This is a genomic window from Streptomyces sp. NPDC059009, from assembly GCF_042740175.1.
In the GTDB taxonomy this organism is placed as follows: domain Bacteria; phylum Actinomycetota; class Actinomycetes; order Streptomycetales; family Streptomycetaceae; genus Streptomyces.
In genome coordinates this window covers 142,988-158,010 of the sequence record NZ_JBHYJB010000001.1, presented here as the reverse complement: position 1 = coordinate 158,010, position 15,023 = coordinate 142,988, and the positions used below count along the sequence as shown (strand labels likewise).

Here is a 15,023-nt window from a genome sequence, read left to right as displayed (position 1 = left end):
TGCGAGTGCGAGTGCGAGTGCGAGTGCGGGAGGGCGAGGGGAGAGGGAGGGGAGAGGGAGGGGAGGGAGCAGGGAGTGGAAGAGAGCGGAAGAGAGTTCAGTGGGCGTGCCGCCCCCGCTCCCACCCCCACACCGCGAACGCCCCCGCCGAAAGCCCCGCTCCCAGCAGGCAGACCCCGCTCCACCCCGCGGCCGCCCAGACCACGGAGGCCAGCGCGGAGCCCAGGGCGCCGCCGAGGAAGAAGCTCGTCATGAAGGCCGAGTTGATGCGGCTGCGGGCTTCGGGGCGGAGCGCGTACAGGACGGTCTGGCTGCTGTTGAGGACGGCCTGCTGGCCGATGTTGAGGGCGACGACGCCGACCGCGAGCCAGGCCAGGGAGTGCTCACCGGCGAGCAGGATCAGCCAGGCGGCGACGAGGAGGGCGGTCGCGCCGCCGGTGACCTTCTGGACGTGGCCGCGGTCGGAGAGCCGCGCCGCGAACGTCATCGACAGCACTCCCACGGCCCCGACGAGCCCGAACAGGCCGATGGCGGGCGCCGACCAGTTGTAGGGGGACCCGGCCAACAGGAAGGTGAGCGCGGTGAGTTGGACGCTGTATGAGGCGAGCGAGAGGGCGCCGAGCAGGGAGCGGCGGCGCAGCAGCGGCTCGTCGCGCAGGAGCGCGAGGGTGGAGCGGAGCAGGGCCGGGTAGCGCAGGTCGGCGGTGACCGGGAGGTTCGGGAGTACGCGGTGCAGGACCACGGCGGCGCCCGCCATGAGGACCGCGAGGACCCAGTACGCGGTGCGCCAGCCGCCCAGTTCGGAGAGCCCGCCTGCCGCGGTCCGGGCGAGCAGCCCGCCGAGCAGGACGCCCGCCATGACGGTGGCGACGGCCCGGCCGCGCGTCTCGGCGGTGGCGAGCGCGGCGGCGTGGGCGACGACGACCTGCGCGCCGACCGAGGTGAGGGCCGTGAGGACGGTGCCCGCGAGCAGGAGCGGGCCGGTCGGCGCGAGGGCCGAGACGGTGAGGAAGAGCGCCGTCGCCGAGAACAGGGTGACCGCGAGGCGGCGCCGGTCGACGACGTCGCCGAGCGGCACGAGGAGCATCAGGCCGAGCGCGTACCCGGCCTGTGAGGCGGTGACGACGAGTCCCGCGAGGACGCTGCCGAGGTGCAGATCGCGGGAGATGAGGTCGAGCAGCGGCTGGGCGACGTAGTTGCCCGCGCAGGACAGGCCGGTGGCGACGGCCATCAGGAGGAGCAGGGCGCGGCGCGGTCCGCCGGAGCGGGGCTCCCCGGCAGTCCTGGCAGCCCCGGCAGCCCCGGCAGCCCCGGCAGTCCCGGCAGTCGTGGCAGCCGTGGGTTCGGGGCGAAGTCCCGTCGGTGTCTGTCCCGTTGAGGTCATGAAAGTAAGCCTGCGGCCACCATCATTGATGAGTCCAACACATGCTTGTCATCCAAACGATCGCGCATCACGATGGATCGCATGGAGTTGCAACAGCTGCGCTATGTCATCGCCGTCGCCGAGACGGGCGGCTTCACGCGGGCCGCCGAGCGCTGCCTGGTCGTGCAGTCGGCGCTCAGCCACCAGATCGGGAAGCTGGAGAAGGAGTTGGGGGCGCGGCTGTTCGAGCGCACGAGCCGGAAGGTGCGGCTCACCGCCGCGGGCGAGGCGTTCCTGCCCGCCGCCCGCCAGGCCCTGGAGGCCGCCGAGCGGGCCCGCTCCGAGGTGGCGGCGGCGACCGGAGAGATCCGCGGGCGGCTTGCCGTCGGGGCGATCGCGACGGGGACGGCGGTCGACGTGCCCCGCCTGATGCGCGCGTACCACGACCGGTATCCGCAGGTGACGATGCGCCTGCAGCACGGCATGAGCGAGGCCCTCGTACGGGACGTCCGAGACGGTGGCCTCGACCTCGGCCTCCTCGGCGTGCCCCCGTCCTACCGGGGCGACGTCGGCGCCGGCCTGGAGAGCCGCACCCTCGTCGTCGACCGCCACGTCGCCGTCGTGGCCCCGGACCACCCGCTCGCAGAACGGGCGTTGGACGCCGAACGGGCCTCGGGCGACCCGGTCCCGCTGGCGGAGATCGTCGACGAGACGTTCGTCGACTTCCCCGCGGGCCTCGCCGCGCGCGCCCAGGCCGACGAGGCGTTCGCGGCCGCGGGGCTCCGCCGCGAGGTGGCCTTCGAGGCCAACGACCTCGGCTTCCTCGTCGACCTCGTGCGCGGCGGCCTCGGCATCACGCTGCTCCCGTCACGGCTCGTGTCGCGGCTGCCGGGAGTGACGGTGGTGCCACTGCTCGACGGGCCCACGCGCGAGGAGCGCCTGGTGTGGAACGAGGCGCGGCGCTCACCGGCGGCGGCAGCGTTCCTGGAGACGGTGCCGATGACGGTGCCGATGACGGCGCCGATGACAGCGGCCCCCACCATTTGATCAACCAGAGAGGCATCGCGAACCACCACGCCCGCTCCGCCGGAGCGGCGGCATCAGGGACGCACCGCGGTCACCAGCCACACCCCCGCCTGCATCCGCACGCCCCGCACGGTCGCATACGGGGCGAACGCCTCCTCCAGTGCGGCGCGCGTGGCCGCCGGAACCGCGCGCCCAGGCGTACGGGACAGCATGAACTCGACGGTGTCCGCGGGACTCTGCCCCCACACCGTCTCCACCGGCACGGGCGTGACCGTCACCTCCCGGTACCCGTCGAGCACCTCGTGGATGCGGGCCGGGTCCGAGAGCGAGGCCATCGCGGTGTGCGCCGCGACGGCGGACGGAGACGGAGTCACCGGGGCGTTCCCGTGGTCGTCACCGCCACCGGCACCGCTCTCCGCGAGCAGCCGCGCGAACAGGCCGAGCGCCTGCGACTCCTCGCTCTCCCCGTCGGCCGGCCGCGGACACACGAACGCCAGCCGCCCGCCGGGGCGCAGCGCCCGCGCGATGTTGGCGAACGCCGCCGCGTGGTCGGCGAAGAACATCACCCCGCCACGGCTCAGCGCGACGTCGTAACCCGCCTCCGGGAAGGGGTGGGTCTGCGCGTCGGCCAGTTCGTACGTGGCGTTGGTGATGCCCTCGGCGGCGGTGCTCGCCCGGGCCCGCTCCAGGAGCGGCGCCGAGATGTCGACGCCGACGGCGTGCCCGCGCGCCTGCCCGGGGCCGAGCCCGTGCCGGTGCGCGGCGAGCCGGGCCGCGATCCGGGTGGTCGCGCCCGCGCCGCAGCCGATGTCAAGGACTCGGTCGCCCACGCGGACGGCGGCGGCGTGGAACAGGGCGTCGTTGACGCCGGAGAGCATGGTGTCGTAGCGGCCCTGGTGGTCGGCCCAGTGCGTGCCGACGGGGCCGTTCCAGACCTGCGCCTGCTGGGAGTTGACCGTGGCGCTGAGTTCCTCGGTGAGCATGGCTGACCCTTCGTCGTGGGGTGCTGCGGGCGGCGCGCTGTGCTGTGGGTGGTGATGGGGACGATGCTCGCCGGACCGGGGTGCCCCGGTCGTCGTATGGGCGGGTGAAGTCGGGCCTACGCCGGGTGGGCCGACCGCCGCGCCGAGTACTACCGGGGGAGTAGTGCGGGGTCGGTCCCCAGGGGCGACGCCGTTGTCAGTGGCGGGGTCTAGGGTGCGGAGCATGCAGGGGGAACCGGGGGATCAGGGATCCCGCACGGAGTCGACATCACCATCGGGGACACGGGGGAACCGATGGCGAAGTCGGCTTGCCGACACGGCACTTGGCGCCGTGATCGCCACGGCCGTGGTGTTCGCCGCGCTGACGTCGGAGGACGGGACGACGGCGCTCGACATCGGGCTCATCGTCGCGGGATCCCTGGCCCTCGCTGCCCACCGCGAGGCCCCGCGCGCGGTCCTGGTCGTGACCCTCGTATGCCTCCTCGCCTATGTGGTCCACGCCAGACCGGGCGCGGTCGCGGCCTTCCCGATGATCGCGGCCGTGTTCGCCACCGCCCGCCTGGGGCACCGCACGTTCGCCGGGATCGCGAGCCTCCTCTTCCTCGGCGTCTTCGTCGCCACACAGGTGGGCGAGGGGGACGGGGTGGAGCGGACGCTGCTGCTGATGGGCTGGTTCGTGTGCGCGGTCGCCACCGGCGTCGCGGGCCGCAACTGGCACGCGTATCTGCGCCAGACGGAGCAGCGCGCCCTGGAGGCCGAGCGGACCCGCGAGGAGGCCGCCCTGCGCCGGGCGGGCGAGGAACGGCTGCGCATCGCAAGGGAGTTGCACGACTCGCTCACGCACAGCATCTCGATCGTCAAGCTCCAGGCGGGCGTCGCCGTGCACCTCGCCCGCAAGCGCGGCGAGGAGATACCCCCGGCACTCCTCGCCATCCAGGAGGCGAGCGGCGAGGCCATGCGCGAGCTGCGCGCCACCCTCGACGTGCTGCGCACGGACGAGCCCACCGGCAGCCCCGCGCTCCTCGTCGAGCGCGCCCGCTCGGCCGGGCTCCCCGTCGAGCTCACGGTCACCGGCCGCGAGCGCCCGCTGTCACCACCGCTGGACCTGGCGGCGTACCGCATCGTCCAGGAGGCCCTGACCAACGCGGCCCGGCACGCGGGCGCCCCTGACCGGGTCGACGTCCATCTCCATTACGGCGAGCGGGAGTTGACGATCAGGGTCGCGGACGACGGGGCGGCGAGGGCGGACCATCCCCCGATACCCGGCACCGGGCTGACCGGCATGAGCGAGCGCGTCACGGCACTCGGCGGCGAGCTGCGCGCCGGGCCGCGGGAGGAGGGCGGCTTCGCGGTGCGGGCGTCGCTGCCGCTGACGGCGGAGGGACAGGAGCGCGAGGACAAGGCGACGACGACGGCATCCACGCCTAAGACCCCTCCCTCACGGGAGGCGGCCGCCCCCGCCCGGCCTGCCCGGCAGGGGGCGACGCGCACGTGATCCGGGTCGCGCTCGTCGACGACCAGGCGCTGATGCGGGCCGGATTCCGCGCCCTCCTGGAGGCCGAGGAGGGTGTCGAGGTCGTGGGAGAGGCCGCCGACGGGGAGGAGGGCGTGGCGCTGATCCGCGAACACATACCCGACGTCGCGCTCGTCGACGTACAGATGCCGGTCATGACGGGCATCGAGGCGACCCGCCGCATCGCCGCCGACCCCCGGCTCGCCGCCGTACGCGTCGTCATCCTCACCAACTACGGCCTGGACGAGTATGTCTTCGAGGCACTGCGCGCGGGCGCCAGCGGCTTCCTGCTCAAGGACACCGAACCGGCGGACCTGCTGCAGGCCATCGAGGTCGTCGCCCGCGGCGACGCGCTGCTCTCGCCCTCGGTGACGCGCCGCCTGATCGGCGAGTTCGTCGCCCGCCCACCGGACCGCTCCACCCCACCCGGCCTGGAGGGCCTCACCCGTCGCGAACGCGAGGTGACCGTCCTCGCCGCACGCGGCCTGACCAACGAGGAGATCGCCGCGCACATGGTGATCAGCCCGTTCACGGCGAAGACACATGTGAGCCGCGCGATGACGAAGCTGGGCGCACGGGACCGGGCGCAACTGGTGGTGTTCGCGTACGAGTCGGGCCTGGTGACGGCGCGGGGTGCGGAGCAGTGACGCGTACGGCACGAGCAGCGATCCGTACGGGGCGAGCAGGGCCCCGTACGGGACGATCCACGTCCCGTACGGGATATGGCAGGAAAAGGGGCACAGTGACACGCCATGACATGATCGCCCCGTGACCGTCATACCGCTCAAACACGCCGCCGTCGTGTGCGGAGCAGTCATCCTGCTCCTCACTGGCTGCGGCGGCCCCTCGTCCACCCCGGTGGCCGAAAAGAGGGAGACCCGCGAGACTCCCGAGACTCCTGAGACCCCCGCGTCCCCGCGCACCTTCGACCTCGACGACATGGACCTGTCGGCCTCTCCGGGCCCCGACGCCCGCCCCGGCACCACGCCGTCGCCGCAGTCGGTGCATGAACGGGCCTGCGCGAACGGCCAGTCCGCCGTCCTCGTCGAACCCGGCCCGGTGGACGCGGCCATGGGCCTGCGCGCCATGACGGTGACGCTGACCAACTGCGCCACCGAGCCGTACCGCCTGAACGGCTACCCCACCCTCAAGGTCCTCGGCGACAAGCGCGAACCCTTCCACGTACAGGCCCTCCAGGGCACGGACCCCATCACCCAACTCGACGACCCCGGCCCCCACCCCGTGACCCTCAAACGCGGCGAGACGGCCACAACGGCCGTCGTCTGGCGCAACACGTACGACAACACCGCCCAACCTCCGCTCAAGGGCACCTACTTGAAGGTAGTCCCGACTCCCGGAGGCGTCGCGCGCATCCTCGCGGTGGACGGCGGGATCGACCTTGGCTCGACGGGGCGGATCGGGGCGACGGCGTGGAAGAAGGCGGCAGACGACCGCCGTGTTGATCACCGGAAGGGATGACACCAGGGGGAACCGCCACGAACGGGCATCCGTTGCGTTAGACCAGATGTTGTCGTCATGCTGCAGACACATGCCCGACGGAGGACCGATGAGCGCACAACCGCACTCGGGCGCCCAGCCCCGCCCGTACACGGCTGACGACCCTGAATCCGCGCTGAAGTTCGCGATCCAGCACATCAAGGGAGACCGGGTGCAGATCGTGGAGGGGGTCATCGAGCCAACCATGCCGAGTTGGGACCATGAGAACGTCTGCGATTTGATCCGCGAACAGCTGGGACCGAGGTTGCGCGAGCTCGGCTGTCGTGCGGGCTCCGGCAATCTCGATCTGCCAGGAAGCAGCAACTGGTACGTACCGGACTTGGCGGTAGTGCCGCGAGATCTGGCGAAGGGCGGTGAAGCCCTGCTTCCTGACCAGACCCTGCTGATCGTCGAGATCACCTCGGAGTCCAACGCTGAGACCGACCGGAAGGTCAAGCGCCGCCGCTACGCCGAGTACCGCGCCCCGCTCTACCTCCTCGTCGACCGCCAGGAGCGGTCCTGCACCCTGTTCGCCGTGCCCGGAGAACTCGGCTTCACGCAGGTGGCCGGGCCCTTCCCCTTCGGAACTCCGGTGACGCTGCCCGAGCCCTTCGCGCTGGACCTCGACACCTCGGAGTTCTGACCCGTCGCGCTCCAAGGCACCCGCGCCCTACGGCACCCGCCCCGTCCACTCCGCCGAGCCGAACTTCGTCCGCGCCAGCTCCTGCGCGCGGGCCAGTTCGTCCTCGGTGACCTTGCCCGCCGTCAGGCCGTACCGGCCGCGGAACGAGTCGATCATCTTCTCGATGACCGTCTCGCGCGGCAGCCCCGTCTGCCGGCGCAGCGGGTCCACCCGCTTCTTGGCGCTCTTGGTGCCCTTGTCGGAGAGCTTCTCGCGGCCGATGCGCAGCACTTCGAGCATCTTGTCCGCGTCGATGTCGTACGACATGGTCACGTGATGGAGCACGGCGCCCGGTCCGCCACCGGGGCCGACCATGCGCTTCTGCGCGGCGCCCGCGATCTTCCCGGCGTCGGTCGCGATGTCGTTCAAGGGCTGGTACCACGCCTTGATGCCCATGTCGCCGAGGGCGCCGAGGACCCAGTCGTCGAGGTAGGCGTAGCTGTCCGCGAAGGAGAGTCCCTGGACGAGGGCCTCGGGCACCGACAGGGAGTACGTGATGGTGTTGCCGGGCTCCACGAACATGGCGCCGCCGCCGGAGATGCGGCGCACCACCTCGATGCCGTGGCGGGCGGCGCCGTCCGGGTCGACCTCGTTGCGCAGGGACTGGAAGCTGCCGATGATCACGGAGGGCGCGGCCCACTCCCAGACCCGCAGCGTCGGCGGCCGCAGCCCCGCCGCGACCTCCGTCGTGATGACCTCGTCAAGCGCCATGTGCAGGGCAGGGGACTGCGGGCTCTCGTGGATGAGCTGCCAGTCGTAGTCGGTCCAGTCAGTGGCGTGCGCCAGGGCGCGACGCACCGCGACGCCGACGCCCTCCGAGGTCAGGCCGTACATCACGGTGCCCTCGGGCAGGGCGGCGTCGATGCGGGCGGCGAGCCCCGCGGTGTCGGTGTCGGCGGGGGCGCCCTCCAGGGCGTGGCTGAGCACCTCGAAGGCGTCGTCCGGTTCGAGGAAGAAGTCCCCGGCCACCCGCACCCGCCGCAGCACGCCGTCCTCGACGTCCAGGTCCACCACGACGAGCTTGCCGCCGGGAACCTTGTACTCACCGTGCACTGTGTCGCCTCGCCTCCAGGCCCACCGCACACCCATCCAGGTCCACGGCGATTGTCCGAATCGTCCATAACGCTAGCTCAGGCCGGGCGAACTGGGTCCAGGAGGCCCGCCCGTCCGGCCGGTGCCCGTGGAATACGGAATCATCGCGGAATCATGGCGGGGGCGATGCGGGATCGATGCGGGATGAATGCAGAGCCAATGCAGAGTCAATGCAGAACCAATACGGGAATAATGCGGAATCAAAAGGGTGTGCCTGGTTCGAGTCGATACCGCTCCCTCCCGTCCACTGCTTGTCCCCTGCACCCACCCCCATCCCCCACGCCCACCGCGACTTTCAGCCGCCTGGCTGGAAGATCACCTACGCGGCAGCGGCGCGACCAGGGCCACTTGATCTTTCATATGCGGAACCAGATAAGCTCCCTTGCGGCGCTGCGAGTTGACGCGATTGAGACCAGTCGTGTACTCGGCGTCGTCGCGCTGTCGTACGGGGGATCACGGAAGTGATCGGGGCGTGTGCCGCCGGGCCGGGGCACCGGCCGATGCGATGAGTGCGGCTCCCTCCAGGGGGGTTGTCCACTGTTCGATCGCGTTGGTTTGAGGATGCAGATGGAACTTGCCACTCCGCCGTCGGCGGCGGCCCGCGCACCGGGCGCCTGGTACAGCTGGTGGCTGCTGCCGGCCGGCCTTGTCGGGGCCGCCGTCGCCGCTGTCGCCCTCGGGTCCGACGGGGCCCGAATACCCATCGCAGGACTCGGTGTCCTTGCGTCCGTGGCCGCCGCCGCGTGTGTCCGCCAGCTGCTGCGCACCCGCGAGGACCTCGCCCGCGCCGCCGAGGAGTCGCGCGCCACCCAGGTCAGCCACTCCCAGCAGTGGCAGCAGCATGTGGCCTCCCTTGAGCGGCAGTTCGAGGAGCGGCGCATCGCCTACGAGACGCGGATGGCCGACGAGACCGCGGCCTACGAGGCCCGCATCAGCGACGAGTCGACCGCGTACGAGACCCGGCTCGCCGACGAGTCCGCCGACCACGAGGCCCGCCTCGCCGACGCCGCCGCCGCTCACGAGGCCCGGCTCGCCCACGAAGTGACGGCCTATCAGCGCAGCCTGCACCGCCAGCAGGAGCTGCTCGACCGGCTCGGCGGCGACTTCCTGCCCGCCGGTATCGCCGGTCTGCGCGGTGGCGAGGCCATCGACGACGTACTGCCCCCGCTCGAGCAAGAGGCCGATGTCACGCCGGAGTTCCGGCACGGTGTGCGGCGGGTCCTGCGCACGGGCCTCATCGCCGTCGAGGAGGAGTTCAACCGCAGCACCTCCGCCGAGCAGGCCGTCATCAGCATCGGCAACCGCATCCACGTACTGACGGGGAAGATCCGTGGGCGTCTGCATGAACTGCAGGGCGAACACGGGCGCGTGCCCGCCGTCGCCCAGGGGCTGATGGAGCTCGACCAGGCGATCGGCCCCGCCGACTGTCTCGCCGCCAGCATCGGCGTCCTCGGCGGCACCGTCCGGCCCGGACGGCAGTGGCAGGAGCCGCAGCGGCTGCTCGGCGTCGTCCGCGGCGGCATCGGCCGCATCAAGGACTTCGACCGCATCGACGTACGCCAGCTCCCCGAACTCGGCGTCGACGGCGGCCTGGTGGACCACCTCACCCTGATCTTCGCCCACCTCCTCGACAACGCGGCCCGCTACTCGCCGCCCACCGAGCCCGTCGTGGTCTCCGGCAAGGAGGTCCCCAACGGCGTCGGCATCGAGATCCAGGACGCGGGCAAGGGCCTCACCGACGAGAAGAAGCAGCAGGCCCTGCAGTCGCTGGAGGGCGTGGCCGCCGGTGCCGGTCTCGGCGGGCTCTCCGAGGACGCGCACCTCGGCCTGCGCGTCGTCGGCACCCTCGCCCGCAAGTACGGCATCAAGGTGACCTTCGCCGACTCCCCGTGGCTCGGCACCTCGGTGGTCGTCGTCGTGCCGCACAAGTACTTCAGCCCGCTGCCGGCCGCCACGGCGCCGGAGGCCCCGACGGCCACGGCCACCACGGCCGAGCCCGCCGCCTCCGTTCCCGTCTCCGTCCCCGTACAGCCGCAGCCGGGCGACATGAACGACGCCGACACCACGGCGGGCGGCCTGCCCCGGCGCCGCAGCAAGCGCGCCGAGGCCGCCACCGAGACCGCTCCGCAGGAGCACGACCCGATCGCGCAGTCGGCCGCGGAGCCGGGCCGCCCGGAGCGGTCGGCCGTGCCGCCGGACGCGTCCTTCACCGGCCTCGCGGCGTTCGCCACGGCCGGCCGCGACACCGACGAGTCCCCGGAGACCCCCGGCGACGCGTCCCGAACCGAAGGGAGCGACTAGCCACATGCCGCAACACGAGACCGACGTGAGCTGGGCGCTCCGCGATCTGACGGAGAGCATCCAGGAGATCCGCTTCGCCCTCGTCGCCTCCAGTGATGGCAAGGCCATCACGTCGTACGGAGCCGACGACCCGGACGACGTCGACCGGTTCGCCGCCGTCGTCGCAGGGCTGCAGGCCCTCGCGCAGCCCGTGGCCGAGCAATTCCCCAAGTACGGGGGCCAGTTGCGCCTCGCGATGATCGAGGTCGACGGCGGGCACCTGTTCGTGGTGCGGGCCGGGGTGGAGACCTATCTGGGCGTCCTCGCCAAGGAGGGCCTCGACCAGGGTCTGCTCGGGCACCAGATGAGAGACCTGGCCCGCAGGATGGGTGAGCTGCTCGGCACCACTCCGCGCCGGGAGGAGCAGCCTGGATGAGCGGCCCCCGCCGGTCCACCGAACCGTCCGGCCTCGAGCGCTACTACGTCCTGACCGGCGGGCGCAGCGGGCCGGGCGGGGCCGCCGCCGGGCTCGACGTGGCCACCCTCATCGTCTCCCGGTCGGCGCCCGCCCCCGGCATGCAGCACGAGCACCAGGAGATCGTGCGCCGCTGCCGCGACCCGCTGTCGGTGGCCGAGCTGGGCGCCCACCTGGGGCTGCCGTTCAACATTCTCGCGGTGCTCGTGGCCGACCTGCTGGACGCAGGCCGGGTGGAAGCCCGTAACCCGATCCCGGTCTCCGCACCCGGCCGCGGGCCGGACCTCGCGCTCCTTGAGGAGGTACTCAGTGGACTTGAAAGGCTTTGACCGTCCAGGTCACCCCGGCGACGCCGCCCGTCAGGGCGGGGCGTCGGCGGACTCCCTGGCCGCGGGCAGCCGCTCGGTCAAGGTGATGATCGCCGGGGGGTTCGGCACGGGCAAGACCACCATGGTCCGCTCCGTGAGCGACATCAAGCCCCTCACCACCGAGGAGACCCTGACCCAGGCCAGCGTCGACGTGGACCACCTGGTCGGCATCGCCGACAAGCAGGAGACCACGGTCAGCCTCGACTTCGGCCGCATCGGAATCAACGAACAGCTGGTGCTCTACCTGTTCGGCACGCCCGGCCAGGAGCGCTTCTGGTTCCTGTGGAACGGCCTGTTCAAGGGCGCCCTCGGCGCGGTCGTCCTCGTGGACACCCGGCGCCTGGCCTCCAGCTTCCGCGCCATCGAGGAGATGGAGCGCCAGGGCGTCCCCTTCGTCATCGCCCTGAACGTCTTCCCGGACTCGCAGAACCACCCCGTCGAGGAGATACGGGAGGCCCTGGACATCCCCGAGTCCACCCCGGTCGTCGCCTGCGACGCCCGCGACCGGGCCTCCAGCCGCGATGTCCTCATCGCGCTGATCCGCCACCTCAAGGACCGCTCGGCCGCCACCGTCTTGGAGCCCCAGTGAACGACCAGCCCCAGACTCCTCCCGCCACGGGCGGCTGCCCGGTGCGGCACGACGGCCCGGCAGGCCCGGGAGGCGTCACGCGCCTCTACGGAGAGGGCGTCTCGGCGGACCCGCACGGGGTCTACGACCGGCTGCGGGAGAAGTACGGGGCGGTCGCGCCCGTCCTCCTCGAAGGGGACGTGCCGGCGTGGCTGGTCCTCGGGTACCGGGAGAATCGGCGGGTCCTGGAGAACCCGCGTCAGTTCACCCGGGACTCGCGGATCTGGCGGGAGTGGACGGAGGGACGGGTCGAGGACACCTCGCCGCTGATGCAGATGGTGGGCTGGCGTCCCGACTGCGTCTCCCAGGAGGGCGAGCCGCACCGGCGCCTGCGCGGGGCGGTCACGGACAACCTTCAGGCCGTCGCCGACCGCGGCATCAAACGGCACGTGACGCGGTTCGCCAACAAGCAGATCGACGCGTTCGCCGACAAGGGCAGCGCCGACCTGGTGGCCGACTACGCCGAGTACCTGCCGATGCTCGTCCTCACCCGGCTCTTCGGGCTCGCCGAGCGCGAAGGGCGCAGCCTCGCCACGTCCTGTGCGCAGGTCATCAAGGGCGGCGAGGACGCGCTCGCGCACAACGACCGCATCATGGAGATCCTGCAGGAGCTGGCCAAGCGCAAGCGCGCCGAGCCGGGTGCGGACTTCACGACCGGCCTCATCGACCACCGCGCGGACCTCGACGAAGACGAGATCCTCGGTCATCTGCGCCTGGTCCTGATCGCCGCGCACACCACGACCAGCAACCTGCTGGCCCGCGTGCTGCAGTCCGTGCTCACCCACCCCTCGCACATGGCGGGCCTGGTGAGCGGACAGCTGGACGTCTCGGCGGTGGTAGAGGAGGTCATGTGGACCACGCCGCCACTCGCCGTCTGTCCGGGCCGGTTCGCCACCTCGGACCTGGAGATCGGCGGCCGTCACATCAAGTCGGGCGACCTGCTCGTGCTCGGCCTCGCAGCGGGCAACGCCGATCCGGAGATCCGCCCGGACGCCACCTCCGACCTGCACGGCAACCAGGCCCATCTGGCCTTCAGCGGCGGCTCCCACGAGTGCCCGGGACAGGGCGTCGGCCAGGCCATCATCGCGACGGCCGTCGACGTCCTGCTGCACCGCCTGACGGGACTGCGCCTCGCGGTCGACCAGGTGGAGCTGACCTCCACGGCCTCCACGTGGGAGTCCCGCCTGGACCGGCTTCCGGTGGAGTTCACGGCGGCGCAGACGGCATGACACGGGGCCCGGTCAGCGCAGCCGGGCACCCCTGCGCGCCAGGTACTGGGCGGGATTGACGTCGGACCCGTACCCGCGGTGGGCCCGTATCTCCAGGTGCAGATGGGGCCCGGTGGCCCGCCCGGTAGCGCCGCTGCTGCCCAGGTAGGCCCCGGTGCGCAGCCGGGCCCCGCGGCGCACGGAGATGCGGGACAGATGCGCGTAGACGGCGTAGTGCCCGTCCGGCATCCGTACGGTCACCGCCTTGCCGTACGCCCCGGACCAGCGGGCCAGGACGACGCGGCCGCCGCCGACCGCGTACACCGGGGTGCCGCGCGGCACCGCCAGGTCGATGCCCGTGTGGTACCCGGCGATCCAGTTGCCGGGCACCCCGTAGCGCGTGGTGATGCGGAAGCGGCGCCGCAGCGGCATCGCGCAGCGTCCCGGTGGCCCGTACCGCTCCAGCTCGGCGGAGTCCTCCGGCAGCTCGGCCTCCGAGAGGGCGAGCGCCAGTTCGTAGTCCGCGTCGTAGTCGGCGAGGCAGTCGTCGTCGGGTTCGGCCGCGGCGGCCGGCGGTGCGCCGCCCAGAGCGAGGGCGCCGCCCGTCAGGAGGCCCGCGGCCAGTCCCAGCGCGTCACGTCGTGTGCTGCCCGCGATACGCGGGCTGTCTATGTGGTCACCCATCTGTGACAGCACACTGGCGACGGCCGCGACGCGCACCCCGGCAGGGCCGTCCGGGGTAACGCGCCGCGGCGGCCGGCGGCCGGCGGCCGGGACGGTCAGCGGGCGGAGGCCGTCAGCGGGTAGTGGTCGGAGAGGTTCGTGTACGTGTAGTCCTTGCCCCAGCTGGAGACCGTCCAGGGCGCCGACTGCTCCTTGACGACCTCGTTGGTCCAGCCGGACGGCTTGGCGTGCCCGGTGCGGTGCAGGACGTAGTCGAGGTCCTCGTTCGGGTCGTCCGGGTAGCGGTAGCGGGCGATGGAGTTCTCCTTCGTGTCGAAGGAGTACGGGTGCCCGGTGCGGGAGTCCGCGCCCGCGAGCCCCGCGTCGGCGAGCATCGAGGAGTACTCGGACCCGTGCGAGTCCACGTTCAGGTCGCCCGCGACGAGCACCTGTTCACCGGCCGGGATCTTCTTGGCGTCCAGGAAGGCGTCGATCTCCTTGAACTGGGCGCCGCGGATCCGTGCCGCCTCACCGCTGCCGCACCCGGAGTCGGTGGACTGGGTGTGGGTCCCGACGACATGCACCTTGGTGCCGTTCACGTCCAGGACGGCGTACACGAAGCCCTTGTTGGAGTAGGAGTCGGAGCCGCAGGCGTCCTTGTAGACGTACTGCTCCTTGCGCAGGATCGGCCACTTGGAGAGCAGCGTGACGCCCCCGTCCTCCGGCGTCGTCGCCGAGTAGGCCCCGCCCGTCGCGTCCCACCCGCTCTTGGAGCGGCCGACCACGGGGGTCTGGTGCGGGTAGCGGTCGGCGGCGTTGTGCTTGAGGGCGTCGGAGGAGGAGTTGTCGAAGGCTTCCTGCAGCACGACGACGTCGTGACCGCTGAAGAAGGACGCCGCGGGTATCGCCTGGGCGCGGTGGTCCTGGCCCCAGTTGGGGTAGAGGTTCTTGCTCATCAGGAAGACGTTGTACGTGAGGACGCTCAGCTTCGGCGTCGCGGCGTCCCGCGCCGGGGTGGCGGCGGGCGCGGCGGAGGCGGACGCGGGCGCGGTGGTGAGGGTGGCGCCCGCGAGGGCCAGCGCGGTCGCGGCGAGGGCGGCGCCTCGGGCGGCACGGCGGAGCGGGGGACGGGGCACGGCAACTCCCGGGGTGGTGGGGGGGACATGGAGCGCAGCCATCCAAGCAGCGGGAGTTACCTATGGGTAGGGATTGGGTGGCGTGAATGTGGACGGTGGTGGGCGAGTG

At 72.1% G+C, this 15,023-nt stretch carries 15 protein-coding genes; 10 read left to right on the top strand and 5 right to left on the bottom strand.

Translation table 11 applies throughout. The features are described 5' to 3' along the window. Positions 1 to 97: 97 nt before the first annotated feature. Positions 98 to 1,384 carry an MFS transporter gene (locus tag ACFWYM_RS00705; RefSeq protein ID WP_384828396.1) on the bottom strand — a complete coding sequence of 429 codons (1,287 nt, stop codon included), beginning with the start codon at positions 1,382 to 1,384 and terminating at the stop codon, positions 98 to 100. An 81-nt stretch (positions 1,385 to 1,465) separates the two neighbouring features. Here ACFWYM_RS00705 and ACFWYM_RS00700 point away from each other — a divergent pair, with 81 nt between their 5' ends. Next, entirely contained in the window at positions 1,466 to 2,410 is a 945-nt protein-coding gene (locus ACFWYM_RS00700; protein WP_384828394.1) for a LysR family transcriptional regulator, read from the top strand. A 53-nt stretch (positions 2,411 to 2,463) separates the two neighbouring features. Here ACFWYM_RS00700 and ACFWYM_RS00695 read toward each other — a convergent pair whose 3' ends face one another. Beyond that, a complete protein-coding gene (locus ACFWYM_RS00695) occupies positions 2,464 to 3,372 on the bottom strand; it encodes a class I SAM-dependent methyltransferase (protein WP_384828392.1) in 909 nt (302 codons plus the stop codon). A gap of 331 nt (positions 3,373 to 3,703) precedes the next feature. Between ACFWYM_RS00695 and ACFWYM_RS00690 the strand changes: the two genes are divergently transcribed. The 4 genes from ACFWYM_RS00690 (at position 3,704) to ACFWYM_RS00675 (ending at position 7,025) form a co-directional block, all read left to right on the top strand. After that, a complete protein-coding gene (locus ACFWYM_RS00690; protein WP_384828390.1) occupies positions 3,704 to 4,867 on the top strand; it encodes a sensor histidine kinase in 1,164 nt (387 codons plus the stop codon). Then, positions 4,864 to 5,532: a response regulator gene (locus ACFWYM_RS00685; protein ID WP_384828388.1), complete on the top strand. Its 669-nt coding sequence runs from the start codon at positions 4,864 to 4,866 to the stop codon at positions 5,530 to 5,532. The genes ACFWYM_RS00690 and ACFWYM_RS00685 overlap by 4 nt, the downstream gene beginning before the upstream one ends. A 121-nt stretch (positions 5,533 to 5,653) precedes the next feature. Then, the gene (locus ACFWYM_RS00680) at positions 5,654 to 6,364 is read left to right on the top strand and encodes a DUF4232 domain-containing protein (RefSeq protein WP_384828386.1); all 711 of its coding nucleotides are present in this window, start codon (positions 5,654 to 5,656) and stop codon (positions 6,362 to 6,364) included. Between the two features lie 88 nt (positions 6,365 to 6,452). Then, a complete protein-coding gene (locus tag ACFWYM_RS00675; RefSeq protein WP_384828384.1) occupies positions 6,453 to 7,025 on the top strand; it encodes a Uma2 family endonuclease in 573 nt (190 codons plus the stop codon). Between the two features lie 27 nt (positions 7,026 to 7,052). Here the strand turns inward: ACFWYM_RS00675 and ACFWYM_RS00670 are convergent, their stop codons facing one another. Continuing rightward, the gene (locus tag ACFWYM_RS00670) at positions 7,053 to 8,117 is read right to left on the bottom strand and encodes a lipoate--protein ligase family protein (RefSeq protein ID WP_384828382.1); all 1,065 of its coding nucleotides are present in this window, start codon (positions 8,115 to 8,117) and stop codon (positions 7,053 to 7,055) included. Between the two features lie 606 nt (positions 8,118 to 8,723). Between ACFWYM_RS00670 and ACFWYM_RS00665 the strand changes: the two genes are divergently transcribed. The 5 genes from ACFWYM_RS00665 to ACFWYM_RS00645 are packed head-to-tail and all read left to right on the top strand — an operon-like array spanning position 8,724 to position 13,136. Beyond that, the gene (locus ACFWYM_RS00665; RefSeq protein WP_384828380.1) at positions 8,724 to 10,457 is read left to right on the top strand and encodes an ATP-binding protein; all 1,734 of its coding nucleotides are present in this window, start codon (positions 8,724 to 8,726) and stop codon (positions 10,455 to 10,457) included. Positions 10,458 to 10,461: 4 nt separating this feature from the next. Then, positions 10,462 to 10,872 carry a roadblock/LC7 domain-containing protein gene (locus ACFWYM_RS00660; RefSeq protein ID WP_384828378.1) on the top strand — a complete coding sequence of 137 codons (411 nt, stop codon included), beginning with the start codon at positions 10,462 to 10,464 and terminating at the stop codon, positions 10,870 to 10,872. Further along, positions 10,869 to 11,240: a DUF742 domain-containing protein gene (locus tag ACFWYM_RS00655; protein ID WP_384828376.1), complete on the top strand. Its 372-nt coding sequence runs from the start codon at positions 10,869 to 10,871 to the stop codon at positions 11,238 to 11,240. The genes ACFWYM_RS00660 and ACFWYM_RS00655 overlap by 4 nt, the downstream gene beginning before the upstream one ends. Beyond that, the gene (locus ACFWYM_RS00650; RefSeq protein ID WP_384828374.1) at positions 11,221 to 11,868 is read left to right on the top strand and encodes an ATP/GTP-binding protein; all 648 of its coding nucleotides are present in this window, start codon (positions 11,221 to 11,223) and stop codon (positions 11,866 to 11,868) included. Before ACFWYM_RS00655 ends, ACFWYM_RS00650 begins: the two co-directional genes overlap by 20 nt. Further along, positions 11,865 to 13,136 carry a cytochrome P450 gene (locus ACFWYM_RS00645; RefSeq protein WP_384828372.1) on the top strand — a complete coding sequence of 424 codons (1,272 nt, stop codon included), beginning with the start codon at positions 11,865 to 11,867 and terminating at the stop codon, positions 13,134 to 13,136. The genes ACFWYM_RS00650 and ACFWYM_RS00645 overlap by 4 nt, the downstream gene beginning before the upstream one ends. 12 nt (positions 13,137 to 13,148) lie before the next feature. Here the strand turns inward: ACFWYM_RS00645 and ACFWYM_RS00640 are convergent, their stop codons facing one another. Then, positions 13,149 to 13,799 carry a M23 family metallopeptidase gene (locus ACFWYM_RS00640; protein ID WP_384828370.1) on the bottom strand — a complete coding sequence of 217 codons (651 nt, stop codon included), beginning with the start codon at positions 13,797 to 13,799 and terminating at the stop codon, positions 13,149 to 13,151. 95 nt (positions 13,800 to 13,894) lie between these two features. Further along, a complete protein-coding gene (sph, locus tag ACFWYM_RS00635) occupies positions 13,895 to 14,914 on the bottom strand; it encodes a sphingomyelin phosphodiesterase (protein WP_384828368.1) in 1,020 nt (339 codons plus the stop codon). Positions 14,915 to 15,023 lie beyond the last annotated feature (109 nt).